The 23700-nt window shown below is 68.4% G+C and carries 18 protein-coding genes and 2 tRNA genes; 3 read left to right on the top strand and 17 right to left on the bottom strand.

Going from position 1 to position 23700, the window contains the following annotated elements:
• Positions 1-33: 33 nt before the first annotated feature.
• The 10 genes from ABZ622_RS15020 to ABZ622_RS14975 all read right to left on the bottom strand — a co-directional run bounded on the left by ABZ622_RS15020 (position 34) and on the right by ABZ622_RS14975 (position 13681).
• Positions 34-1557 (bottom strand): CYTH and CHAD domain-containing protein, encoded by a 1524-nt coding sequence (locus ABZ622_RS15020; protein ID WP_360543103.1) that lies wholly within the window; start codon positions 1555-1557, stop codon positions 34-36.
• 51 nt (positions 1558-1608) lie between these two features.
• Complete coding sequence (rodA, locus tag ABZ622_RS15015) at positions 1609-2799, bottom strand: rod shape-determining protein RodA (protein ID WP_360543101.1); 1191 nt, start codon at positions 2797-2799, stop codon at positions 1609-1611.
• Positions 2799-4964, bottom strand: coding sequence for a penicillin-binding protein 2 (gene mrdA / locus ABZ622_RS15010; RefSeq protein WP_360543099.1), 2166 nt, complete (start codon positions 4962-4964; stop codon positions 2799-2801). Before mrdA ends, rodA begins: the two co-directional genes overlap by 1 nt.
• A gap of 61 nt (positions 4965-5025) precedes the next feature.
• Positions 5026-5688 (bottom strand): rod shape-determining protein MreD, encoded by a 663-nt coding sequence (mreD, locus tag ABZ622_RS15005; RefSeq protein WP_360543097.1) that lies wholly within the window; start codon positions 5686-5688, stop codon positions 5026-5028.
• 11 nt (positions 5689-5699) lie between these two features.
• Complete coding sequence (gene mreC / locus ABZ622_RS15000; RefSeq protein WP_360543095.1) at positions 5700-6752, bottom strand: rod shape-determining protein MreC; 1053 nt, start codon at positions 6750-6752, stop codon at positions 5700-5702.
• Between the two features lie 117 nt (positions 6753-6869).
• The gene (locus tag ABZ622_RS14995; protein ID WP_317860288.1) at positions 6870-7889 is read right to left on the bottom strand and encodes a rod shape-determining protein; all 1020 of its coding nucleotides are present in this window, start codon (positions 7887-7889) and stop codon (positions 6870-6872) included.
• A gap of 290 nt (positions 7890-8179) precedes the next feature.
• A complete protein-coding gene (gene ndk / locus ABZ622_RS14990) occupies positions 8180-8593 on the bottom strand; it encodes a nucleoside-diphosphate kinase (RefSeq protein WP_124717727.1) in 414 nt (137 codons plus the stop codon).
• Positions 8594-8743: 150 nt separating this feature from the next.
• Positions 8744-9103: a DUF4233 domain-containing protein gene (locus ABZ622_RS14985; protein ID WP_360543092.1), complete on the bottom strand. Its 360-nt coding sequence runs from the start codon at positions 9101-9103 to the stop codon at positions 8744-8746.
• Between the two features lie 4 nt (positions 9104-9107).
• On the bottom strand, positions 9108-10631 hold the full coding sequence (locus ABZ622_RS14980) for a folylpolyglutamate synthase/dihydrofolate synthase family protein (RefSeq protein WP_360543090.1): 1524 nt from the start codon (positions 10629-10631) through the stop codon (positions 9108-9110).
• A 428-nt stretch (positions 10632-11059) separates the two neighbouring features.
• Positions 11060-13681 carry a valine--tRNA ligase gene (locus ABZ622_RS14975; RefSeq protein ID WP_360543088.1) on the bottom strand — a complete coding sequence of 874 codons (2622 nt, stop codon included), beginning with the start codon at positions 13679-13681 and terminating at the stop codon, positions 11060-11062.
• 140 nt (positions 13682-13821) lie between these two features.
• Here ABZ622_RS14975 and ABZ622_RS14970 point away from each other — a divergent pair, with 140 nt between their 5' ends.
• Entirely contained in the window at positions 13822-14805 is a 984-nt protein-coding gene (locus ABZ622_RS14970; protein WP_360543086.1) for a hypothetical protein, read from the top strand.
• Positions 14806-15563: 758 nt separating this feature from the next.
• On the opposite strand, the gene ABZ622_RS14965 is transcribed toward ABZ622_RS14970, so the two are convergent.
• From ABZ622_RS14965 to ABZ622_RS14940, 6 genes are all read right to left on the bottom strand, one after another.
• Positions 15564-15755 (bottom strand): transposase, encoded by a 192-nt coding sequence (locus ABZ622_RS14965; protein WP_360543084.1) that lies wholly within the window; start codon positions 15753-15755, stop codon positions 15564-15566.
• Between the two features lie 941 nt (positions 15756-16696).
• Positions 16697-17995, bottom strand: coding sequence for an ATP-dependent Clp protease ATP-binding subunit ClpX (clpX, locus tag ABZ622_RS14960; protein WP_189541480.1), 1299 nt, complete (start codon positions 17993-17995; stop codon positions 16697-16699).
• Between the two features lie 157 nt (positions 17996-18152).
• Positions 18153-18836: an ATP-dependent Clp protease proteolytic subunit gene (locus ABZ622_RS14955; RefSeq protein WP_277326183.1), complete on the bottom strand. Its 684-nt coding sequence runs from the start codon at positions 18834-18836 to the stop codon at positions 18153-18155.
• A 77-nt stretch (positions 18837-18913) separates the two neighbouring features.
• Positions 18914-19519: an ATP-dependent Clp protease proteolytic subunit gene (locus ABZ622_RS14950; protein ID WP_164495234.1), complete on the bottom strand. Its 606-nt coding sequence runs from the start codon at positions 19517-19519 to the stop codon at positions 18914-18916.
• 265 nt (positions 19520-19784) lie between these two features.
• A complete protein-coding gene (tig, locus tag ABZ622_RS14945; RefSeq protein ID WP_360543081.1) occupies positions 19785-21191 on the bottom strand; it encodes a trigger factor in 1407 nt (468 codons plus the stop codon).
• A gap of 211 nt (positions 21192-21402) precedes the next feature.
• Positions 21403-21479: transfer RNA gene (locus ABZ622_RS14940), tRNA-Pro, on the bottom strand.
• A 165-nt stretch (positions 21480-21644) separates the two neighbouring features.
• Between ABZ622_RS14940 and ABZ622_RS14935 the strand changes: the two genes are divergently transcribed.
• A tRNA-Gly gene (locus ABZ622_RS14935) sits at positions 21645-21718 on the top strand.
• A 117-nt stretch (positions 21719-21835) separates the two neighbouring features.
• Here ABZ622_RS14935 and ABZ622_RS14930 read toward each other — a convergent pair.
• Entirely contained in the window at positions 21836-22030 is a 195-nt protein-coding gene (locus ABZ622_RS14930) for a hypothetical protein (protein WP_124717718.1), read from the bottom strand.
• Between the two features lie 502 nt (positions 22031-22532).
• Here ABZ622_RS14930 and ABZ622_RS14925 point away from each other — a divergent pair.
• Complete coding sequence (locus ABZ622_RS14925; protein ID WP_360543079.1) at positions 22533-23687, top strand: acyltransferase family protein; 1155 nt, start codon at positions 22533-22535, stop codon at positions 23685-23687.
• Positions 23688-23700 lie beyond the last annotated feature (13 nt).

Raw genomic sequence — 23700 nt, 5'->3', positions numbered from 1 at the left:
CGGCAAGGGTGACCATCAAGCGTACCCCGATGCTCAGCCCTCCAGAGCCGCCCGCAACCGGGGCCGTGACGCCCGCCTCCACACCTCGGGCAGCTCCCGTTCGCGGGCGGCGGCGTTCGCCTCCTCCCGCCCGTACAGCAGTCCCCAGGTGAAGGCCGGCTCCCCCGCCGCGTGCGCCTGGGCGGCCAGGGTGCGCAGCGCCTCGCGGGCCACCACGCTGTCCTGGTGGTCGCCGAGGAGGCTCTGGACGGCCTTCATCCGTTTGGCGAACCGCTTGGCGGGCCCGCCGAGCGCGGGCCGGGCCGCCTCCGCCGCGTACCGGACGCGTTTGGCGGCCTTGCGGGCCTCGTGCACGGCCAGGTCCCGGGCGTGGCCGGGCGGCAGCTCCAGGGCGTGGCCGATCCGGGTCGCGAGACGCCCGTACTCCTTCAGCACCGCGCGGGGCAGTGCCCGCTCCGGGGCGCGGGACGCGGCGGGCAGCAGGGGCGGGGCGGCGAGGAGGTCGTCGAGGCTCTCCAGGAGGGCCAGGTAGCGCTTCCCGTCGAGCAGGGCGACGGTGCGGCGGCGGGAGCCGTTGCGGCGGGCCACCGACCAGATGCGGAGCCGGCCGCGCACCGGGCCGAGGGCCAGGGTGCGGGGCAGGGTGTCGATCCCGGAGCGCAGCCGGGCGTCGAGCACCTCCTGGTCGCGGTCGATGCCCAGCTCGGCGGCCAGCCATTTCAGCTCGGCGCCGACCGGGTCGGTGATGTCGCGGTCGAGGATCTTCCGGTACGTCCGCAGTGCGCTGCGCAGCCTGCGGGTGGCGACCCGCAGCTGGTGCACGGAGTCGGGGAGGTCGCGGCGCACGGCGGGGTCCAGGGCGACGATCGCCTCGGCCTGCCGACGGATGTACGCGAGGACGTGATCGCCCGCGGTGGGCTTCCGCCGGGTCCGGCCCGCGCGGCTCTTCCGCTGCTTCGGCGCGGTCTCGGCGAGCGCTCTGGACAGCTTGGACGGGGACGCGGACGGGCGGATCCCCGCCTTGCGCAGCCGGCGCTCCACGGCGTCGAGGAAGGCCGGGTCGCCGTCGTCCGCGAGTTCGGCCTCGATCTCGGTCCAGGCGGCCGTGGAGCCGCCGGCCGTCAGCCGTTCGGCCCGCACCCGGTCGACGGCGACCTCGGCGAGCAGGGCGCCCTCCGCGTCGAGGAGGTGGTGGACGTCGCGGGCGGAGACCAGCCGGACGACGGGGACGAGGCCGCGGTCACGGACCCGGGAGCGCAGCAGCCCCGCGAAGGAGCGGGGCAGGGTGTCGGAGAGGGGTTCCCGCAGCTCGTCCCGGATGCCGGAGGCGACCGGGAACTTGAGGTGCCAGCCGGCGTCGCTCCCGCCGGTGCGGCGGCGCAGGGTGAGGGAAGCCGCCGCGAGCCGGAGGTCCTCGGTGTCGTAGTAGACGGCGTCCAGTTCGGTGACGCCCCGGTGGGCGACGGCCGAGACCCCGGCCACCCGGCTCAGGTCCGGGAGCCGGGTGGCCGCGGTGGCCCGGTACTTCCGCTCGATCTCGCGCTTCGAGTCCGCCATGACCCGAATCTAGACGTGATGTGCGCGAATGGGCAGTGCTGCGGTACCGGCTCAGGCGCTTATCGGCCGTTGCACCCTGATCGACTGGAGCAGCCCGACGGCCACCCAGACGGCGAACATCGAGGATCCTCCGTACGACACGAACGGCAGCGGGAGCCCGGCGACCGGCATGATGCCGAGCGTCATCCCGATGTTCTCGAAGGCCTGGAAGGCGAACCAGGCGATGATTCCGGCGGCGACGATCGTGCCGTACAGCTCGCTGGTCTCGCGGGCGATCCGGCAGGCGCGCCACAGGACGACGCCGAGCAGTACGAGGATCAGGCCGGCGCCGAGGAAGCCGAGCTCCTCGCCCGCGACGGTGAAGACGAAGTCGGTCTGCTGCTCGGGGACGAACTGGCCGGTGGTCTGGGTGCCGTGGAAGAGGCCCGTTCCGGAGAGCCCGCCGGAGCCGATCGCGATGCGCGCCTGGTTGGTGTTGTAGCCGACGCCCGCCGGGTCGAGCGCGGGGTTGGCGAAGGCGGCGAAGCGGGCGATCTGGTACTCGTCGAGCAGGCCGAGCTGCCAGATCGCGATCGCGCCGGCCACGCCCGCGCCGAGCAGTCCGGCGATCCAGCGGTTGGAGGCGCCGGAGGCGAGGAGCACGCCGAGCACGATGACGACCATGACCATCACGGAGCCGAGGTCCGGCATTCCCATGACGACGGCCATCGGGACGGCCGCCAGGCCGAGCGCCTTGGCCACCGTCCGGTGGTCGGGGTGGAGCTGGTCGCCCGCGTCGACGCGCTCGGCGAGCAGCATCGCCATGACCAGGATGATGGTGATCTTGGTGAACTCGGACGGCTGGAGCGAGAAGCCGCCGCCGATGATGATCCAGGCGTGGGCGCCGTTGACGGTGGCGCCGAGCGGGGTGAGCACCGCCAGCACCAGGAGCACCGAGAGGCCGTAGAGGATCGGGACGGCGCCGCGCAGGGTGCGGTGGCCGAGCCAGATCGTGCCGACCATCAGGGCGAAGCCGATGCCGGTGTTCAGGGCGTGCCGGAAGAGGAAGTAGTACGGGTCGCCGTGGGTGAGCGAGTCGCGCCCCCGTGTCGCCGAGTAGACCAGCAGCGAACCGATGAAGGAGAGCGCGAGCGCGGACCCGAGCAGCGGCCAGTCGAGTTTGCGTACGACGGAGTCGCGGGCGGTGAGTCTGCCCCAGGCGGACCGCTCGGGGGCGTACCGCTGGACGGAGAAGCCGGCCATCAGTCACGCCTCCCCAGCACCGCGGCGAGGGTCTGTTCCTCCGGGGTCTTCTGCGAGTCCGGGTTGTAGGGCTTGATCTCCGGGGCGTCGATCGAGCCGTCCTGCTGGATCTTCGGCAGGGACTTCTGCGGGGTGGGCAGCAGCGCCTTCTTCAGGTCCTGCTTGCCGGAGTCGTCGAGACCGTAGAGGGAGTCGTAGATGTTGCGCACGGCGGGCCCGGACGCGCCGGAGCCCGTACCGCCCTGGGAGATCGTCATGACGATCGAGTAGTCCTTGGTGTACGTGGCGAACCAGGAGGTCGTCTGCTTGCCGTAGACCTCGGCCGTACCCGTCTTGGCGTGCATCGGGATCTTGTCCTGCGGCCAGCCGCCGAATCGCCAGGCGGCCGAACCGCGGGTCGCGACACCCGCGAGGGCACCGTCTATCTCGTTGCGGGTCTTGCGCGTGAAGGGCAGCTTGCCGTGCGACTCGGGCTTGATCTCCTGGACCGTCCTGCCGTCGCCGCTGACGACCGCCTTGCCGACGGTGGGGTCGTAGAGCGTGCCGCCGTTGGAGATCGCGGCGTAGATGGTGGCCATCTGGATCGGGGTGACGAGCGTGTCGCCCTGGCCGATCGAGTAGTTGACGGAGTCACCGGCGCGCATCTTGTTGCCTTCGAGGCAGTTCTCGTACGCGATCTGCTCGACGTACGTGCCGCCCTTCTTGCCCTGCTTGCACCAGGCGTCCTTGTTCGCCTTGTAGAAGTCCTGCTTCCACTTGCGGTCGGGAACCCGGCCGCTGACCTCGTTGGGGAGGTCGATGCCGGTCTCCTTGCCGAGGCCGAACTGGTGGGCGGTCTTGTAGAACCAGTCCTTGGCGCCCTTCTTGGGGCTCATCCCGCCGTCCTTCAGCCACTCCTTGTGCGCGATGCCGTAATACACGGTGTCGCAGGAGACTTCGAGGGCCCGGCCGATGGTGATGTCGCCGTAGCCCTGGGACTCGAAGTTCTTGAAGGTCTGCCCGCCGACGTTGTACGAGCTGGGGCAGGGGTAGTGGCCGTTGAAGGGGTACCCGGCGTTGACCGCGGCGGTCGAGGAGATGACCTTGAAGATCGAGCCGGGGGCGGCCTGGCCCTGAATGGCCCGGTTCAGCAGCGGGAAGTTGGAGTTCTTGCCGGTGAGCTTGGCGTAGTCCTTGGCGGAGATGCCGCCGACCCAGGAGTTGGGGTCGTAGTTCGGCAGGGAGGCCATCGCGACGACGCGGCCGGTCTTGGCCTCCATGACGACGACGGCGCCGGAGTCGGCCTTGTAGTTCTCGCCGGTGTTCTTGTCGAAGGACTTGCGGGCCTCCTTCATGGCCCCGTTGAGCTCGTACTCGGCGACGGCCTGGACCCGGGCGTCGATCGAGGTGACGACGCTGGAGCCGGGCTCCGCCTTGTCGTTCTTGGCCTGGCCGATGACGCGGCCCAGGTTGTCGACCTCGTAGCGGGTGACGCCGGCCTTGCCGCGCAGCTCCTTGTCGTAGGTGCGCTCCAGGCCGGAGCGGCCGACCTGGTCGGAGCGCAGGTACGGCGAGTCGGTGTCCTGGGCCTTGGTGATCTCCTCGTCGGTGACCGGCGAGAGGTAGCCGAGGACCTGGGCGGTGTTGGCCTTGCCGGGTGCTGCGTACCGGCGTACGGCGGTGGGCTCGGCGGTGATGCCGGGGAAGTCCTCGGCGCGTTCGCGGATCGTCAGGGCCTGCTGGGTGGTGGCCTCGTCGGTGACCGGGATCGGCTGGTACGGCGAGCCGTTCCAGCAGGGCTGCGGCGTCTTGGAGTCGCAGAGCCGGACCTTGTCGAGGACTTCCTCGGGCTTCATGCCGAGGACGCCGGCGAGCCGGGTCAGGACGCTCTTGCCGTCGTCCTTCATCTTCATCAGCTCGGTGCGGCTCGCGGAGACGACGAGACGGGTCTCGTTGTCGGCCAGCGGCACACCGCGCGCGTCGAGGATGGAGCCGCGGACGGCGGGCTGGACGACCTGCTGTACGTGGTTGTTCTTCGCCTCGTCGCTGTACTCCTGGCCGTTGCGGATCTGGAGGTACCAGAGACGCCCGCCGAGGGTGAGCAGCAGGGAGAAGACGAGGACCTGGATGACGATGAGCCGGATCTGGACCCGCTGGGTCCGGCCGGTCTCGGGGATGTTGGTCACGGGGCGCCCCCGGTGGTGGTCGGGCCGGGGGTACGCGCGGTGTCCCGCCTGCGGTGCGGCCTCACAGTCGCTTGACCCCCTTGATCCGTCCGGCGCGGGATGCGCGGTTGCGGGCGGCCTTGACGCGCAGTCCGCCGCGCTGGCTGCCGATCCGCAGTCCGGTGCCGGAGGCGAGCCAGCCGGCGGCCACGTCGCCGCCGCCGGAGGAGTCGGCGAGCGGGTCGTTCACCGTGCGTCTGGCGATCGCCATGACCAGCGGTACGACGAAGGGTGCGAGGAGCAGGTCGTACACGGCGGCGGTGAACAGCAGGCTGCCGAGGCCGACATGACGGGCCGCCGTGTCCCCGACGAGCGCGCCGACCAGCGCGTACAGCAGGGTCGAGCCGATCGCCGCGGCGACCACCCCGATCATCGGGACCATCGCCGACTTCAGCTGCCCGTTCTCCGGCTTCGCCAGTCCAGCGAGGTAGCCGATGACACACAGGACCAGTGCGTAGCGTCCTGCGGCGTGATCGGCGGGCGGTGCCAGGTCGGCGAGGAGCCCCGCGCCGAAGCCGATGAGGGCGCCGCTGACATGCCCGTACACGAAGGCGAGGGCGAGGACGACGAGGAGCAGCAGGTCGGGCACGGCGCCGGGGAGCTGGAGGCGGGCGAGCACGGAGACCTGGACGACGAGGGCGACGAAGACCAGGACGGTGGAGAGCAGAATCCGGTTCAGACGCATGGGGATCAGCTCTACCTCTGCTCGTTTACCGCGTTGTCGGCGTTCGGTGTGGCGTCCGCAGTGCCGTTCGGATCCGGGCTGCCGCTGGGATCCGGGCTCTCGTGGATGTTTCCGACCACGTTTCCTTCGGTGTCGACGATGTCGCCGTTGGGCGAGATGGTCACGGTGACGGTGGGGGTGGGCTTCGGCTTCGCGGGCTTGGCGGGCTGCTTCGGCAGGACCATGTCACGCGGGTCCTCGCGCGGTGCCTGGACCACGACGCCGACGATGTCGAGCTTGCTGAAGCCGACGTACGGGCGGACGTAGACGGTACGGGTCAGGCCGCCGCCGGACGGGTCGACGCGGACGACCTCGCCGACCGGGACGCCGGGCACGAAGGGCTTGTCCTTGCTGGAGCCGAAGGTGACCAGCCGGTCGCCCTTCTTCACCTTGGCCTTGCCGTTGAGGAACTGGACGGACAGCGGCTGGGAGCCCTGGCCGGTCGCGAAGCCCAGTTCGTCGGTCTTCTCCATGCGGGTGCCGACCGTGAAGTCGGGGTCGTTGGCGAGGAGCACCGTGGCGGTGTCCGGGCCGACGGTGGTGACCCGGCCGACCAGACCGTCACCGTTGATGACCGTCATGTCGCGCTTGATTCCGTCGTCGGAACCCGCGTCGATGGTGACCGTCCAGGAGAAGCCCTGGGCCGCTCCTATGGCGATGACCTCGGCGCCCTTGATGCCGTACTGTCCGGCGGCCGACTTCTTCAGCATCCGGTCGAGCTCGCGGACTCTGCTGCGGTTGCGGTCGTCGCTGCCGAGCTTCGTCTTGAGCGCGGCGTTCTGCTGTTCCAGCTGGGCGATCCGGTTGTGCCGTTCGCCGGAGTCGCGTACCGCCCCTATGGCGTTACCCACCGGGTCGACGGCTGCCGCGACGCCGTTCTCAACCGGCCCGAAGGCCGCTGCGGCGGCCCGCCGGGCGCCGTCCACCGGTGACTCCTCGCCCCCGCGGATGTCCACCGTGATCAATGCGAACGCGATGGCGATCAGCAGCACCAGGAGCAGCCGGCTCTCTCGTGTGTCCCTCACGTGCGGCGGCCGTGCCTTCCTCGTCGGAATGTTCGTGCCTGTATATCAACGATCGGCCGTACGGAACGGCAGTGTTCCGTACGGCGGACCGATTGTGTTGTTCACCTGCGGAGTTGCTCACCTGCGGGGCTGGGCGTCCAGCACCTGCTGGAGCGCCTCGAACTCCTCGACGCACTTGCCGGATCCGAGCGCCACCGAGTCCAGCGGGTCCTCCGCGATGTGGATCGGCATGCCGGTCTCGCGGCGCAGCCGCTCGTCCAGTCCGCGCAGCAGCGCGCCGCCGCCGGTGAGGACGATGCCGCGGTCCATGACATCGCCGGAGAGCTCCGGCGGGCACTTGTCGAGCGTGGTCTTCACCGCGTCGACGATCGCGTTGACCGGCTCCTCGATGGCCTTGCGGACCTCGGCGGCCGAGATGACCACGGTCTTGGGCAGTCCGGAGACCAGGTCGCGGCCGCGGATCTCGGTGTGCTCGTCCTTGTCCATGTCGTATGCCGAACCGATGGTGATCTTGATCTGTTCGGAGGTGCGCTCGCCGAGGAGGAGCGAGTACTCCTTCTTGACGTGCTGGATGATCGCGTTGTCCAGTTCGTCGCCGGCGACGCGGATCGACTGGGCAGTGACGATTCCGCCCAGCGAGATGACCGCGACCTCGGTGGTGCCGCCACCGATGTCGACGACCATGTTGCCGGTGGCCTCGTGGACCGGCAGCCCGGAACCGATGGCCGCGGCCATGGGCTCCTCGATGATGTGCACCTGGCGCGCGCCGGCCTGCGTCGATGCCTCGATGACGGCGCGTCGCTCGACCCCGGTGATGCCGGAGGGCACGCAGACGACGACCCGCGGGCGGGCCAGGTAGCGGCGCTTGTGGATCTTCAGGATGAAGTAGCGGAGCATCCGCTCGGTGATCTCGAAGTCGGCGATCACGCCGTCCTTCAGGGGCCGTACGGCAACGATGTTGCCCGGTGTACGCCCGATCATCTTCTTGGCCTCGGAGCCGACCGCCAGGATGCCGCCGGTGTTGGTGTTGATGGCCACGACGGACGGCTCGTTCAGGACGATGCCGCGCCCCCTGACGTACACCAGCGTGTTGGCAGTCCCGAGGTCGATAGCCATGTCACGGCCGATGAACGACATTGATTTCCCCTTGTTCCCCATTGAGGATGCGTCGGGCCTTCCGAGAAAGCGATGTGGCTTGTTCTGGACGGCGAGCTGAGCGCTGCGGGCGTGGAAGATTCCATCGTAGTGCCGTATTGACGGACACCGCGCGAGGGTCCTTCGCCATTGTGGGCGGAACGGGTGGCCGTTCCACTCATGGTGACGTTACGTCGGAGGGATGCGTTCCCGCGATCTGGGACCCTATACCGAAGGGCGACCGAATTAATTCGGTCGCCCCAGGTCATGAGCGCTGTTCGGCTGATCGCGGATCAGACGAGTCCGGGGAAGAAGAGCTTCAGTTCCCGCTCCGCGGACTCCTCGGAGTCCGAGGCGTGGATGAGGTTCTCCCGGGTGATGGTGCCGAAGTCGCCCCGGATGGAACCGGGCGCGGCGGCGATCGGGTCGGTGGGGCCGGCCAGCGTACGGATGCCCTCGATGACCCGCTCGCCCTCGGCGACCAGCGCCACGATCGGGCCGGACTGCATGAACTCGACGAGCGGCTCGTAGAACGGGCGGCCGACGTGCTCCGCGTAGTGCTGCTCCAGCGTGGCGCGGTCGAGGGTGCGCAGCTCCAGTGCGGTGATCCGCCAGCCGGCCTTGCGCTCGATCCGCCCGACGATCTCGCCGACCAGTCCGCGCCGGACCGCGTCGGGCTTGAGGAGAACGAGGGTGCGCTGGGTCATGGTGTGCGGCTCCTTGCAGGCATGCGGGTGCGGTGAACCGAGGCTACAGGGGTACGGGGGCGGCCCGGCGGCCGGGTTTGCCCACCGGGCCCGGGTCAGAGGCTGTCGGGTGGCCTTCGATCGCCCGATCAGAGATCACCCGACAGCCTCTCAGCCGCCGGCCGACGCCTCGGCGGCTTCCTGCGCCGCCGCCCAGCGGGCCTTCGCCTCGTCGATCTTGCGGCCGTAGTGCACCGAGGCCCACCACAGACCGGCGAAGACCACGCCGAGGATGAACATCATCGGGACGACGAAGCCGCTCAGCACCAGGGCGATCTGCAGCGCCCAGCCGAGCTGCACCCCGCCGGGACGGGTGACCATCCCGCAGAGCAGCACGGACAGCAGCATGCCGATGCCGCAGACCGTCCAGACCGTGGCACCGGTCAGGTCGTCGGACTTCATCGCGACGAGTCCGGCGAAGCCGATCACGAAGAACTCGCCGATCAGCGTGGATGCACAGAGCGTACGCATGCGGTCAGCGCCTTCCCAGAAGCAGCCGGGCCTCGCCGACCGTGATCACGGAGCCGGTCACCAGCACCCCGGCGCCCGCGTACTCGTCCTCTTCCTCGGCGAGGGTGATCGCCGCCTCCAGGGCGTCGTCCAGGCGCGGCTCCACCTGGACGCGGTCCTCGCCGAAGACCTCGACCGCGACGGCGGCCAGTTCGTCGGCGTCCATCGCGCGGCCGCTGGAATTCTGCGTGACGACGACCTCGGCGAAGATCGGTTCGAAGGCTTCGAGGAGCCCCTTGACGTCCTTGTCGCCGCTGGCGCCGACCACACCGATCAGCCGGGAGAAGCCGAACGCCTCGGAGAGGCCGTCGGCGGTGGCGCGGGCGCCCGCCGGGTTGTGCGCCGCGTCGAGGACGACGGTGGGGCTGGAGCGGACGACTTCGAGGCGGCCCGGGGAGATCACCGAGGCGAACGCCCGGCGGACCGTGTCGACGTCCAGCGATCCGGGCTGCTCGGCACCGATACCGAAGAACGCCTCCACCGCGGAGAGCGCCACCGCCGCGTTGTGCGCCTGGTGGGCGCCGTACAGCGGGAGGAAGATCTCGGGGTACTCGCCACCGAGGCCGCGCAGCGTCAGCAGCTGGCCGCCGACCGCGATCTCGCGCGAGACGACGCCGAACTCCATGCCCTCGCGGGCGACCGTGGCGTCGACCTCGACGGCCTTCTTCAGCATGACCTGCGCGGCGTCCACCGGCTGCTGGGCCAGGATGACCGTGGCGCCCTGCTTGATGATCCCGGACTTCTCACCGGCGATCTCGGCGGGCGTGGAGCCGAGCCGGTCGGTGTGGTCCAGCGAGATGGGGGTGACGACGGCGACCGAGGAGTCGATGACGTTGGTCGCGTCCCAGCTGCCGCCCATGCCGACCTCGACGACCGCGACGTCGACCGGTGCGTCGGCGAAGGCAGCGTAGGCCATGCCCGTCAGCACCTCGAAGAAGGAGAGCCGGTAGGGCTGCTGGGCGTCGACCATCTCGACGTACGGCTTGATGTCCTGGTACGCCTCGATGAACCGCTCGGGGTCGATCGGGGAGCCGTCCAGGCTGATCCGCTCGGTGATCGACTGGACGTGCGGCGAGGTGTAGCGGCCGGTGCGCAGGTCGAAGGCGCCGAGCAGCGACTCGATCATGCGGGCCGTGCTCGTCTTGCCGTTGGTCCCGGTGATGTGGATCGAGGGGTACGCGCGCTGGGGCTCGCCGAGCACGTCCATCAGCGCGGCGATGCGCGCGACGGAGGGCTCCAGCTTGGTCTCGCCCCAGCGTCCGGCGAGCTCCTGCTCCACGGCGCGCAGCGCCTTGTCCACCTCGGGGTCGGCGGGGCGGGCCGGGACCTCGTCGCCCTGCGGGGGTCCGGAGCGGGTGCGCAGCGTGCGGCTCCCGGCCTCGATCACCGCCAGGTCGGGGTCGCGCTGGGTCTCTTCGTCGACGATCTCCGCGAAGGTCTCGTCGGGATCGGAGTCGTCGTGCCGGTCGGAAGGGCGGGGCTCACTCACGGGGCCAGTCTACGGATGGGCACGGACATCGCACGCAGCGCCCGGCGGCAGGCCCCTTTCGCCCGCGCGGGGAGCGCCCTCGGCATGTCGCGCCGGGCGGGCGCATGGGGGAGATGTGTGCCCCGACCGCTGATCCTGATCGCCGCACCCGACGGCCTGCATCCGGCGCTCGCCCGGGTGACCGCCGATCCGCAGTACGGGACGCCGGTCGTGGTCGTCTCGGCGCGGGCCTTCGTACGCATGGCTGCGCGGCCGCAACGGCTGGGCGAAGACACGGCGCAACACGGAGCCGGTGACCGAGGGCCCGGTGGCGCTGGAGTCCTGACGCACGCGGGCGGCTGCCGTACGGGCAGTCTGCCGTACGCGGAAAGGGCGAAGCCCCCGTCCCCCTGGTCGGTCAGGGGGACGGGGGCTCCGTGCTCAGGTCATCAGCTCTGCGGCAGGTTCGCCAGCTGACCGGAGATCCGCTCGATGTCGGCCTCGGCCTTGGCGAGCCGGCCGCGGATCTTGTCGACCACGTTGTCCGGGGCCTTGCCGAGGAACGCCTCGTTGGAGAGCTTGCCGAGGGCCTGGGCCTTCTCCTTCTCGGCGGCGCCCAGGTCCTTCGTCAGGCGCTTGCGCTCGGCCTCGACGTCGATGGTCCCGGAGAGGTCGAGGGCGACCGTGGCCCCGGCGACGGGCAGCGTCGCGGTGGCGTGGAAGCCCTCCTCGGCGGGCTGGAGCCGCAGCAGCTGGCGGATGGCCGCCTCGTGCGGGGCGAGCGGCGTGCCGGTCAGGGTGAGCTCGGCCGGGACCTTCTGGCCGGGCTGCAGGCCCTGGTCGGAGCGGAACCGGCGGACCTCGGTGACGACCTGCTGGACGACCGCGATCTCCTGCTCGGCCGCGTCGTCGCGGAAGCCGGAGTCCTTCGGCCAGTCGGCGATGACGACGGACTCCCGGCCGGTGAGCGCCGTCCAGAGGGTCTCCGTGACGAACGGGACGACCGGGTGCAGCAGGCGCAGCATCACGTCGAGGACCTCGCCGAGGACCCGGCCCGAGACCTCGGCCGGGCGGCCGCCCGCGAAGAACGTGGTCTTGGACAGCTCGACGTACCAGTCGAAGACCTCGTCCCAGGCGAAGTGCCGCAGCGCCTCGCTGAGCTTGGAGAACTGGAAGTCGTCGTAGTGCGCGTCGACCTCGGCGACGGTCCTGTTGAGGCGGGACAGGATCCAGCGGTCGGTCACCGACATCTCGTCGGCGGCCGGCAGCTCGCCCTCGATCGTGGCGCCGTTCATCAGCGCGAAGCGCGTGGCGTTCCAGATCTTGTTGGCGAACTTGGCGGAGCCCTGGACCCACTCCTCGCCGATCGGGACGTCGACGCCGGGGTTGGCGCCGCGCGCCAGCGTGAAGCGCAGCGCGTCGGAGCCGTACTTGTCCATCCAGTCCAGCGGGTTGACGACGTTGCCGAATGACTTCGACATCTTCTTGCCGTGCTCGTCACGGACCATGCCGTGCAGGACGATGGTCTCGAACGGCGGGACGCCGTCGTTGACGTACAGGCCGAACATCATCATCCGGGCGACCCAGAAGAAGAGGATGTCGTAGCCGGTGACCAGGACGGAGTTCGGGTAGAACTTCGCGAGGCTGTCCGTCCGCTCCGGCCAGCCGAGCGTGGAGAACGGCCACAGGCCGGAGGAGAACCAGGTGTCCAGGACGTCGGCGTCCTGGGTCCAGCCCTCGCCGGTCGGGGGCTCTTCGTCGGGGCCGACGCAGACCATCTCGCCGTCGGGTCCGTGCCAGACGGGGATGCGGTGCCCCCACCACAGCTGGCGCGAGATGCACCAGTCGTGGAGGTTGTCGACCCAGTCGAAGTACCGCTTCTCCATCTCCTGCGGGTGGATCTTGACCTTGCCGTCGCGGACGGCGTCACCGGCCGCCTTGGCGAGCGGGGCGACCTTGACCCACCACTGCATGGACAGCCGGGGCTCGACGGTGGTCTTGCAGCGCGAGCAGTGGCCGACGGAGTGGACGTACGGCCGCTTCTCGGCGACGATCCGGCCCTCGGCCCGCAGCGCGGCGACGATCGCGGAGCGTGCCTCCAGCCGGTCCAGGCCCTCGAACGGACCGGGGACGGTGATGACCGCGCGCTCGTTCATGACCGTGAGGAACGGCAGGTCGTGGCGCGTGCCGATCTCGAAGTCGTTCGGGTCGTGCGCGGGAGTGACCTTCACGGCGCCGGTGCCGAACTCCGGGTCGACGTGGTGGTCGGCGACGACGGGGATCGTGCGGTCGGTCAGCGGCAGCCTGATCCGCTTGCCGACCAGGTGCTTGTAGCGCTCGTCGTCGGGGTGGACGGCGACGGCGGTGTCACCGAGCATCGTCTCGGCGCGGGTCGTGGCGACGACGATGGTGTCGTCCCCGTCCCCGTACGTCATCGAGACCAGCTCGCCGTCGTCGTCCTGGTACTCGACCTCGATGTCCGAGATGGCGGTCAGACAGCGCGGGCACCAGTTGACGATGCGCTCTTTGCGGTAGATGAGCTCCTCGTCGTACATCCGCTTGAAGATGGTCTGGACGGCGGTGGACAGGCCCTCGTCCATGGTGAAGCGCTCACGGGACCAGGCGACGCCCTCGCCGAGGCGGCGCATCTGGCCGGAGATCTGGCCGCCGGACTCGTTCTTCCACTGCCAGACGCGCTCGACGAAGGCCTCGCGGCCCAGGTCGTGGCGGGACTTGCCCTCCTTGCCGAGCTCGCGCTCGACGACGTTCTGGGTGGCGATGCCGGCGTGGTCCATGCCGGGCTGGTAGAGCGCCTCGAAGCCCTGCATGCGCTTGCGGCGGACGAGGGCGTCGATCAGCGTGTGCTCGAAGGCGTGCCCGAGGTGCAGGCTGCCCGTGACGTTCGGCGGCGGGATGACGATGGAGTACGGCGGCTTCTCGCTGTGCTCGTCGGCTTCGAAGTAACCCCGCTCTACCCAGCGCTCATACAGCTTCCCCTCTACCTCGGCCGGTGCGTACTGGGTCGGCAGTTCGGGGTTGCTGGCTGGCGTCTGCTGAGTGTTCTCGGTCACGGGGGACAGTTTAGGGCCGTCACAGTCATGCGTTGAAACCGGTTTGTTGAGTAACGGTGTGGCTCCCGGTGCTCCATCCGGGCGAGCCTTCCGCCAGGATGTTCGGAACGCATAAGCATTCCGAACAGGGGACACCGCAGATGAGCTACAACCAGCCGGGCCCGTACGGCGGCCAGCCGCCCCAGGGCCAGCCCGGTCCGTACGGCCAGCAGCCGCAGGGCCAGCCCGGACCCTACGGCCAGCAGCCGGGCCCGTACGGCCAGCAGCCCCCGCAGGGCCAGCCCGGTTACGGCTACCCCCAGCAGGCCCCCCAGGGTGTCCCGCCCCAGCAGCAGCCCCAGCCGGGCTACGGCTACCCCCAGGCCCAGCAGCCCGGCCCCTACGGCCAGCAGCCCCCCACTCCCCCGTACGGCGGCCAGCAGGCGTACGGCATGCCTCCCGAGGCACCGAAGAAGAAGACCGGCCTGATCATCGGCGGCGTGATCGTGGCGCTGGCGGTCATCGGGGGCGGGGTGTACTTCCTGACGTCAGGGGGTGGCGGTCTCAGCGACGACGGTCCGCACACGCTGACGACTCCGGCGACGGTGCTGAGCGAGTACAAGCGCGTCGGCAAGGACGGTGCGAGCCAGCAGCAGGACGACAAGACCACGAAGGAGCTGACGGACAGCGGCATCGAGAACGGCAAGGCCGTCACCGGGATCTATTCGACGGCGGATCTCACCAAGTTCGACCCCAGCAACCCCAACGACCCGAGCCTCCTGAGCGCGAAGGGCATCACCTACATCGGCGCGTACGGCAAGATCAGCGATCCGGCCAAGGCGCTGGACACGTTCTTCGCCTCTCTACAGAAGAACGCGTCCGAGAACAAGGACGACAAGACCCAGCTCATCGGCAGCCCGGAGGAGATGTCCCCGTCCGGGTTCGAGGACGGCATCATGAAGTGCCAGGCCGCCACGGGCACGAACGCCATGACCAAGAAGCCGAAGACCGACTGGTTCTGCGCCTGGTCGGACTACAGCACCATGGCGATGGTCTCCCCCGGCAACGTCGCGGGGAGCATGGACAAGGACACCGCTGCCAAGATCACGACGGACCTCCGCAAGGAGATCCGCGTCAAGAAGTAGCCCTTGCGACGCGGAACGGCGTCTGCCAGCTCGTCCGGGGCATTGACTCTGTCGGGGAGCTTGGAGTGGTTGAGATCAGGCGCCGTGGGTCCGCCAAGTTTGGACCAGGGGAAGCCGTTCTGGTCCAGATATGTCTGGAACGCAGTCGGTGGCCAGGCCGAGCTGACTTCGTCGGCGGGGTCCCGGCCATTGAGGCGTTCGATGTTGACGGCGATGGCCGTGAAGACATGTTGCAGGTGGGCCTTGGGCTGCTCGTAGTAGCAAGAGCGGCGTGTGCCGTATCCGTGGGCGAGTTCATTGGTGGTGCCCTCGACTCCGGAGTCTGCTGCTCGGCCCGGACACGGAGTTGCAGGTCCCGTAGTTCCTGAGGGGAAAGCCCACCGTACGGACGCTGTCGGCGGTGGTCGTGCAGCGGGTACGGACCGGGCAGGGACGGCATTGGCTCTTGGTGGAGACTGCCACGACTGGAGGCGCCGCGGTGGGTGACCGTCCTTGGCCGATCTCGCCCTGCAGGCAGGTGATTTGCCGACGGTCGAAGTCAATGTGGAAGTCGTCGCGGCCCCAGCCATTGTTCTTGCGGTGCTGGCGGACGGTATTGACCGGCAGTGGCCTGGTGACCGTGACTTGATGTTCCCTTGCTGCCTGCTCCGGGTGGACCGGTGCGGTGTAGCAGCCATCGGCCAAGTGTTCGGCGGGCACCAGCCCCCGGCGCTTGAGCCGGGTGTGGATGCCGGGCAAATCCTTCGCGTCGCAGCCGGTTACGTTAGCGGTGGCCACATCCTTGATCGCGTTGACGCCGTCGGGTGTACAGGTGTTGGTGAGATGCGCGACGAATCCCTGGTGGAACTTGAATCGCCAAGGTCCAGGGCCATCGCGTACTTGAAATCGATGCGGCAGCGCACTGCCTCGGCCGCCTGCCGGTCCGAGAGACCCAGGAGGAACTGGAGCACGCAGACGGTGGCCACCTAGACGGGCGAGAGACCCGGCCGACCGTCATGCGGGCACCAGTCGGCAAAGTCCTGGTCGTCCCGCAGCTCGTCCAGCCGGTCTCTCACCTACATCACTGTCGTGCCGTTTGGGTTGTTTGCCCGTGTGATCTGCATGGTCAAAGACGGGACTTGCTCACCAGAACGGGGACAGAGGGACAACGGATATCTCGGCAACCACATCGGCCTGCGGAACAGACCGACCATACTCGCTGATCACGCTGCCGCACGGGAAACTCTGAAATCCCCGACAGAGCCAGCGCCCCTATAGCGCGAGCGCCCCTTTATTCAGCGAAAGTGCTACGACACGTGAAAACCGATAGTCATGGCGATTCACGGATCGAGATCCTGGTAACGCTAGTACGAGTAGCAGGCATCGTGAGCATCGCCACTCTTAACTCCAAGGTCCATCAAAAGTACCTGACACCGAGCCCGGTCGACCACCGCTACTGGGTTGGTCCGGCTGGCATTCGCCAGGGCACAAGCCGCCTTCACCTTGGGGCCAACAACGTAGCCGTTGTTGTGCATGGATATCTCGCATCGCTGCGGACTCGCATCCGCCTGCCCCGCAGTCACCATCGGGAGCGCGAACACCCCTGCAATCAAACTGGCGGCAGAAATTACACGTCGAACACGGAAAGACTTCACTTTAAACACCTCAGGTCGCAAGCGCGAGAAATTACACACAAAAGCCAATCAGGAAAGGATTCGCAAATCCAGCGGCCATGCAGGAATTGTCTTGATTCCTCTCTCATCCGCCGAATATGGCGGGAATATGCCCCCAATCCCCTTCCCCTGCACGCTTCCCATCCACCAAGAGCGAATACGAGAAAAGCCACCCGATTGACCACCAGAGCACGGAAAAGGGGCGCCCTGCCGGGCGCCCCTTTTCCGTATGCGTATCGCTACGCGGACTTCTCGTGCCGCCCGCCGTCGCCCTTGCCGATCGTCCGCGGCTCGCGCGGGACCAGCGTCGGGTTCACGTTGTCGCGGACGACATCGGCCGTGATGACGACCCGGGCGACGTCCTTGCGGGACGGCACCTCGTACATCACGGACTGGAGGACCTCCTCCATGATGGCCCGCAGGCCACGCGCGCCGGTGCCGCGCAGGATCGCCTGGTCGGCGATGGCCTCCAGGGCCGGGCGGTCGAAGTCCAGCTCGACGCCGTCGAGTTCGAACAGCCGCTGGTACTGCTTCACCAGCGCGTTGCGCGGCTCGACGAGGATCTGCAGCAGCGCCTCGCGGTCCAGGTTGTGGACCGAGGTCAGGACGGGCAGCCGGCCGATGAACTCCGGGATCATCCCGAACTTCACCAGGTCCTCCGGCATGACCTCCTGGAACTGGTCGCTCGCCTCGATCTCCCGCTTCGAACGGATCGTCGCGCCGAAGCCGATGCCCTTGGCACCCGCCCGGGACTCGATGATCCGCTCCAGACCGGAGAAGGCGCCGCCCACGATGAACAGCACGTTCGTCGTGTCGATCTGGATGAACTCCTGGTGCGGGTGCTTCCGGCCGCCCTGCGGCGGAACGGAGGCGGTGGTGCCCTCCAGGATCTTCAGCAGGGCCTGCTGGACGCCCTCGCCGGAGACATCGCGGGTGATCGACGGGTTCTCGCTCTTGCGGGCGACCTTGTCGATCTCGTCGATGTAGATGATCCCGGTCTCGGCCTTCTTGACGTCGTAGTCCGCGGCCTGGATCAGCTTCAGCAGGATGTTCTCGACGTCCTCGCCGACATAGCCGGCCTCCGTCAGCGCCGTCGCGTCGGCGATGGCGAACGGAACGTTGAGCATGCGGGCCAGCGTCTGCGCGAGCAGCGTCTTGCCGGAGCCCGTGGGGCCCAGCAGCAGGATGTTGGACTTGGCCAGTTCGATGGCGTCGTCACGGCCCTGCGCGCCGCCGTTCTCGCCCGCCTGGACCCGCTTGTAGTGGTTGTACACAGCGACCGAGAGGGCCTTCTTCGCGGGCTCCTGCCCTACGACGTACCCCTCAAGGAACTCGTAGATCTCGCGCGGCTTGGGAAGTTCCTCCCACCGCACCTCGGAGGTCTCCGCGAGCTCCTCCTCGATGATCTCGTTACAGAGATCGATGCACTCGTCGCAGATGTACACACCGGGTCCCGCGATGAGCTTCTTCACCTGCTTCTGGCTCTTTCCGCAGAACGAGCACTTGAGCAGATCGCCGCCATCACCGATGCGTGCCACGAGGTGCTTCCCCTTCGCCTGGGAGCAGCTTGGTTCAGCGGCTCCTGGTGCCTCTATCCGACGGTACCTTGCCTTGCCCCCCGTTCGGGCCCCCCTTGGCACGGTTCACACGGCAGAGACCGGGCGAACAAGGTGTGCCAAGGGGCGAAGGCGGACGTCAGGCGGCCGCTCCGGCCGCGCTCTTGCGGGTCGACACGATCTGGTCGACGAGACCGTAGGCGAGGGCGTCCTCGGCGGTCAGGATCTTGTCGCGCTCGATGTCGTCGCGGATCTTCTCCAGCGGGGTGGTGGAGTGCTTGGCCAGCATCTCCTCCAGCTGGGTGCGCATCCGCAGGATCTCGTTGGCCGCGATCTCCAGGTCGGAGAGCTGCTCACGGCCGGTCTGCGAGGACGGCTGGTGGATCAGCACACGGGCGTTGGGCAGCGCCATCCGCTTGCCGGGCGTACCCGCGGCGAGCAGCACGGCCGCGGCGGAGGCCGCCTGGCCCATGCAGACCGTCTGGATGTCCGGCTTCACGAACTGCATCGTGTCGTAGATCGCGGTGAGCGCGGTGAACGAGCCGCCGGGGCTGTTGATGTAGATCGAGATGTCCCGGTCCGGGTCCATCGACTCCAGGCACAGCAGCTGCGCCATGACGTCGTTGGCGGAGGCGTCGTCGATCTGCACGCCGAGGAAGATCACGCGCTCCTCGAAGAGCTTCGCGTACGGGTCGTACTCACGCACGCCCTGCGAGGTGCGCTCCACGAAGCGCGGCACGATGTAGCGGTTGTCCACCTGCGGGCCGGTGTAGAGGCCGCTCGCGGAGGCGCCGGGGAAGTTGTTCATGTGGGTGTTCACCATCCTGGTGGCGTTCTGTGGCTGGGTGTCTCGGCGTACGAGAGGTGCGCGGGGCGGTGGCGCCGGATCCGGTGACCGGATCAGGCGCCGGTGCCGCCGCCGCCCGGAACGCCCGATGCGATCGTGATGATCTCGTCGATGAGGCCGTACTCCTTGGCCTCCTCCGCGGTGTACCAGCGGTCGCGGTCGCCGTCGCGGATGATCGTCTCGACGGTCTGGCCGGAGTGACGGGCGGTGATCTCCGCCATCCGCTGCTTGGTGCGCAGCAGGTACTGGGCCTGGATCTTGATGTCCGAGGCCGTTCCGCCGATGCCGGCCGAACCCTGGTGCATGAGGATGTCGGTGTTCGGGAGCGCGAAGCGCTTGCCCGCGGTGCCGCCGGTGAGCAGGAACTGGCCCATCGAGGCCGCCATGCCCATTCCGATGGTGACCACGTCGTTCGGGATGTACTGCATGGTGTCGTAGACCGCCATGCCGGCCGTCACCGAACCGCCGGGGCTGTTGATGTAGAGGTAGATGTCCTTCTCGGGCTCCGCGGCGAGAAGAAGCAGCTGCGCGGTGATCTTGTTGGCGATGTCATCGTCGACCTGCTGGCCGAGGAAGATGATGCGCTCGCCGAGCAGCCGGCTGTAGACCTGGTCACCGAGGCCTCCACCGAGGGACGGCTCTCCGGCGGCGTAGGGCATCAGATTCGTCACGTATCCACCTGCTCGTCTCTGACGGCTCCGGCCGTCTCAGCGTCTTCGTACCGGGTGGGCGGGGACTCCCCTGCCCTTCCTATTCATGGACCCTAACGCGCAGGTGGGACAACGCCATCCCGCTTCCGCAACTGTTCGCTGGGAGCGCAAGGTCCGCAGTCCGCACAAGGGTTGTGGGGCACCGTATGCCATACGGCGACGGGCTCCGGACGCACATGCGTCCGGAGCCCGTCGTTCGGGTTCAGCGCGAGGCTCAGGCCTCGTTCTTCTCCTCGGCGGCCTCGGCGACCTCAGCAGCGGCCTCGGTGGTGCCCTCGGCGGCCTCGACGGCCTCCTCCGCTGCCTCTTCGTCGTCCTCCAGCTCGACGAGCTCACCGTTGGTGTCGACGACCTTGGCGGCCTCGACGACCACGGCCAGCGCCTTGCCGCGGGCGACCTCGCCGACGAGCATCGGCACCTGGCCGCCCTCGACGACGGCCTGGGCGAACTGGTCGGGGCTCATGCCGGAGGAAGCAGCGCGCCGCATGAGGTGCTCGGTGAGCTCCTCCTGGTTGACGTTCAGCTTCTCCTTGTTGACGATCTCGTCCAGGACGAACTGGGTCTTGATGCCCTTGACCGCCTGCTCGGAGGTCTCGGCGTCGAACTCCTCGGCCGTCTTGCCCTGGATCTCCAGGTACTTGTCGAGGGTCAGACCCATCTGGCCGAGCTGGTGGTGCTCCAGGTTGTGCTTGCGGGTCTGGACCTCGTCCGCGAGCAGCTTCTCCGGGATCGGGACCTCGGCGAGCTTGAGCAGCTCCTCCAGGACGCGCTCCTGGGCCTGGGTGGCCTGGTCGTACTGCTTGGTGCTCTCCAGGCGCTTGCGGCTGTCCGCCTTCAGCTCGTCGAGGGTGTCGAACTCGCTCGCCATCTGGGCGAACTCGTCGTCCAGCTCGGGGAGCTCACGGGCGGCGACGGTGGCGACCTTGACGGTGACCTCGGCCTCCTTGCCCTCGGCGGAGCCGCCCTTCAGCTCGGAGGTGAAGGTGGCCTCGCCACCCGCCTCCAGGCCGGTGACGGCGGCGTCGATGCCGTCGAGGAGCTCTCCGGAACCGATGGTGTACGAGACACCCTCGGCCACGCCGTCCTCCAGGACCTCGCCGTCGACCTTGGCCTCAAGGTCGATCGTCACGACGTCGCCCTCGGCGGCGGCGCGCTCGACCGGGTCGGTGGAGGCGAAGCGCTCGCGGAGCTGCTCCACGGCCTTCTCGACGTCCTCGTCGCTGACCTCAAGGGCGTCGACGGTGACCTCGATGCCGGAGTAGTCCGGAATCTCGATCTCGGGGCGTACGTCAACCTCGGCGGTGAAGGCCAGCAGTTCGCCGTCCTTCAGCTCGGTGATGTCGACCTCGGGCTGACCGAGGACGTTCAGCTCACCCTCGTTGACGGCCTCGGTGTAGAACTTCGGGAGGGCGTCGTTGACGGCCTCCTCCAGCACCGCACCGCGGCCGAAGCGCTGGTCGATGACCCGGGCAGGGATCTTGCCCTTGCGGAAGCCCTTCACCGTGACCTGCTGGTTGATCTTCTTGTACGCCGCGTCGAGGCTGTCCTTGAGCTCCTCGAAGGGCACCTCGACAGTGAGCCGAACCCGGGTCGGGTTCAGGGTCTCCACGGCGCTCTTCACGGTTCGGTCTCCTTGTGGCTGACTTCTTGGGGTTCTGCTCCACCGCACTGGAGGCGGCTTCGCGGACCGAGCCCGGTACATCAGACACACGGGCACGCATTTTGCATAGTAACGGCAAGGAGTCGGACTCCCACAATGCGATCTTGCCCGTGGTCTGCGATCTTGCGGGTGGTCCCGGGATCCTGCTCGCGATGATCCCTGATCTTGCCGGTGGTCGGGGTGGCCGGATTCGAACCGACGACCTTCCGCTCCCAAAGCGGACGCGCTACCAAGCTGCGCCACACCCCGTCGGTGCGACACGTAGGGTACATGCAGTCGGGCAGTGCATCGGCCGCTTTGCGCGGGCGTCACCGAACGCGACACCGGGTGGCCGCAATCGGGTGTGCGGGCAGCGCCCGCGACCCGCTACGATGCTTCACGTGCCGCCGGTCCCCGGACCTGCGGTGCGGCTTTGCGGGCGTAGCTCAATGGTAGAGCCCTAGTCTTCCAAACTAGCTACGCGGGTTCGATTCCCGTCGCCCGCTCCATGCTTGGGCCCGGTCCGGCGAATTCCTCGCCGGACCGGGCCTTTTGCGTTCCGTATGCGCTTCGCCGTTGCGCGGTCCGCCGCCCGTGCCGGAGCGCGGGCGGCGGACCGGCCGGGTTCAGAAGGAGATCTGATTGATGGTCTCCGCTATCGAGTTCATGAACCTGTTGATCGACGGCGCCATGCCGGTCGATGCCAGGAAGAAGCCGAAGAGCGCCGCGACGATCGCCGGCCCGGGCTTGATCGAGCCGCCCCGGATCAGGACCACCAGGATGATCGCCAACATCAGCACCACAGACAGTGAAATGGCCACGACTGCTCACACCCTTGGTCGGTCCGCCTTGCCGGCCCGGAGGTGTGCGGCCTGGCACTCCTCCGTCCCGTCCATCGTGCCACCAACTCCCCTGTGGTCGCTGCCGGGTGACGGATCGAAGTGACGGGATTGCGCCATCCTTGCGCCCCGCGCGCACTCGGGGCGCACAGCCGCACGAGGGGTCGCACGGCGCCCCGCCCCCGCCCCACGGGCCCGCGCGCGGTGTTTCCGCATTCCTGTGAGTGAACTGTGGATCGATCATTCGCAATGGCTTGCGAATGTGACGGTTTCCATACCCACACACTTCATTCACATGCAATTCCAAGCTTCGAGTGCGATTAAATTCACGCACCCCAACCGCCTGCCGTTATGCACCATTTAAGGTGGATGAATCGGTGCATAGCGGGCGGTTGCAGGTGGTTTCACTTTCGAATGGGGCAGGAACACTCGATATCTCCGAGCGGTTTTACGAATTGCAATCGAGGCGTCTAAGGTGCATGAGATGTTCCACGCTCCGAACGTATTTCAGAGGGCCCCGCTCCCATCGGCGACCCGGGAGTCGGAGCCCAGACACCGAGGGACGACGACAGCCACCGCGCCACCCCCGGCGCCGGTGGCGAACAAGCCTCCGGGCTCCGCGCCGGCGAAGCGGCGTGATGCCTACTTCGACAACGCCAAATATCTGGCCATCGTGCTCGTCGCGGTGGCGCACTCGTGGGAACCGGTGATGGACGGCAGCCGGACCGCCCGGGCGCTGTACATGGTGGCGTACACCTTCCACATGCCGGCGTTCATCATCGTCTCCGGCTACTTCTCCCGCTCCTTCGACATGTCCGCCGCGAAGGTGAAGCGGCTGGTCACCGGCGTCGCCGTGCCCTATGTGGTGTTCGAGACGGCGTATTCCCTGTTCAAGCGGTACGCGGACGACACGGCCGATCCGTCGGTCAGCCTGCTCGACCCCTGGTACCTCACGTGGTTCCTGATCGCGCTGTTCGTCTGGCGGATCACCACGCCGATCTGGCAGGCGCTGCGCCATCCGCTGCCGGTGGCGCTGGTCATCGCCGTGCTCGCCTCCCTCTGCCCGACGATCGGCGACGACCTCGATCTCCAGCGTGTCCTGCAGTTCCTGCCGTTCTTCGTGCTGGGGCTGCGGCTGAGGCCCGAACACTTCGAGCTGGTGCGCCGGCGTGAGGTGCGGATGGCCGCGCTGCCGCTGTTCGCCGGGGCCCTGCTGTTCGCGTACTGGGTGGCGCCGCGGATGCAGCTGGGCTGGTTCTACCGCAGCAACAGCGCGCAGGAGATGGGCGCGCCGTGGTGGTCCGGTGCCGTGATGACCCTGGCGATGTTCGGCTGCGCGCTGCTGCTCACCATCGGCTTCCTGGCCTGGGTGCCGCGCCGCCACATGTGGTTCACGGTGCTCGGCGCCGGCACGATCTGCGGCTATCTGCTGCACGGCTTCCTGATCAAGGGAGCCGGGTACGCCGGAGTGTTCGACGTCTACGACTGGCTCGCGGACCCCGTCGGCCTGGTCCTCGTCTCGGTGGTCGCGGCGGTCGCCGTGACGCTGATGTGCACGCCGCCGGTGCGGCGGGTGCTGCGCCCGGTGACGGAGCCGGACATGGACTGGGCGTTCCGGCGGGCCTCCGCCCGGCTCTGAGCCGGGCGGAGAA

This window comes from Streptomyces sp. NPDC007164, from assembly GCF_040634135.1.
Lineage (GTDB): Bacteria > Actinomycetota > Actinomycetes > Streptomycetales > Streptomycetaceae > Streptomyces > Streptomyces sanglieri.
The sequence above is the reverse complement of the archived record's forward strand: the minus strand, read 5'-3'. Positions and strand labels throughout refer to the sequence as shown.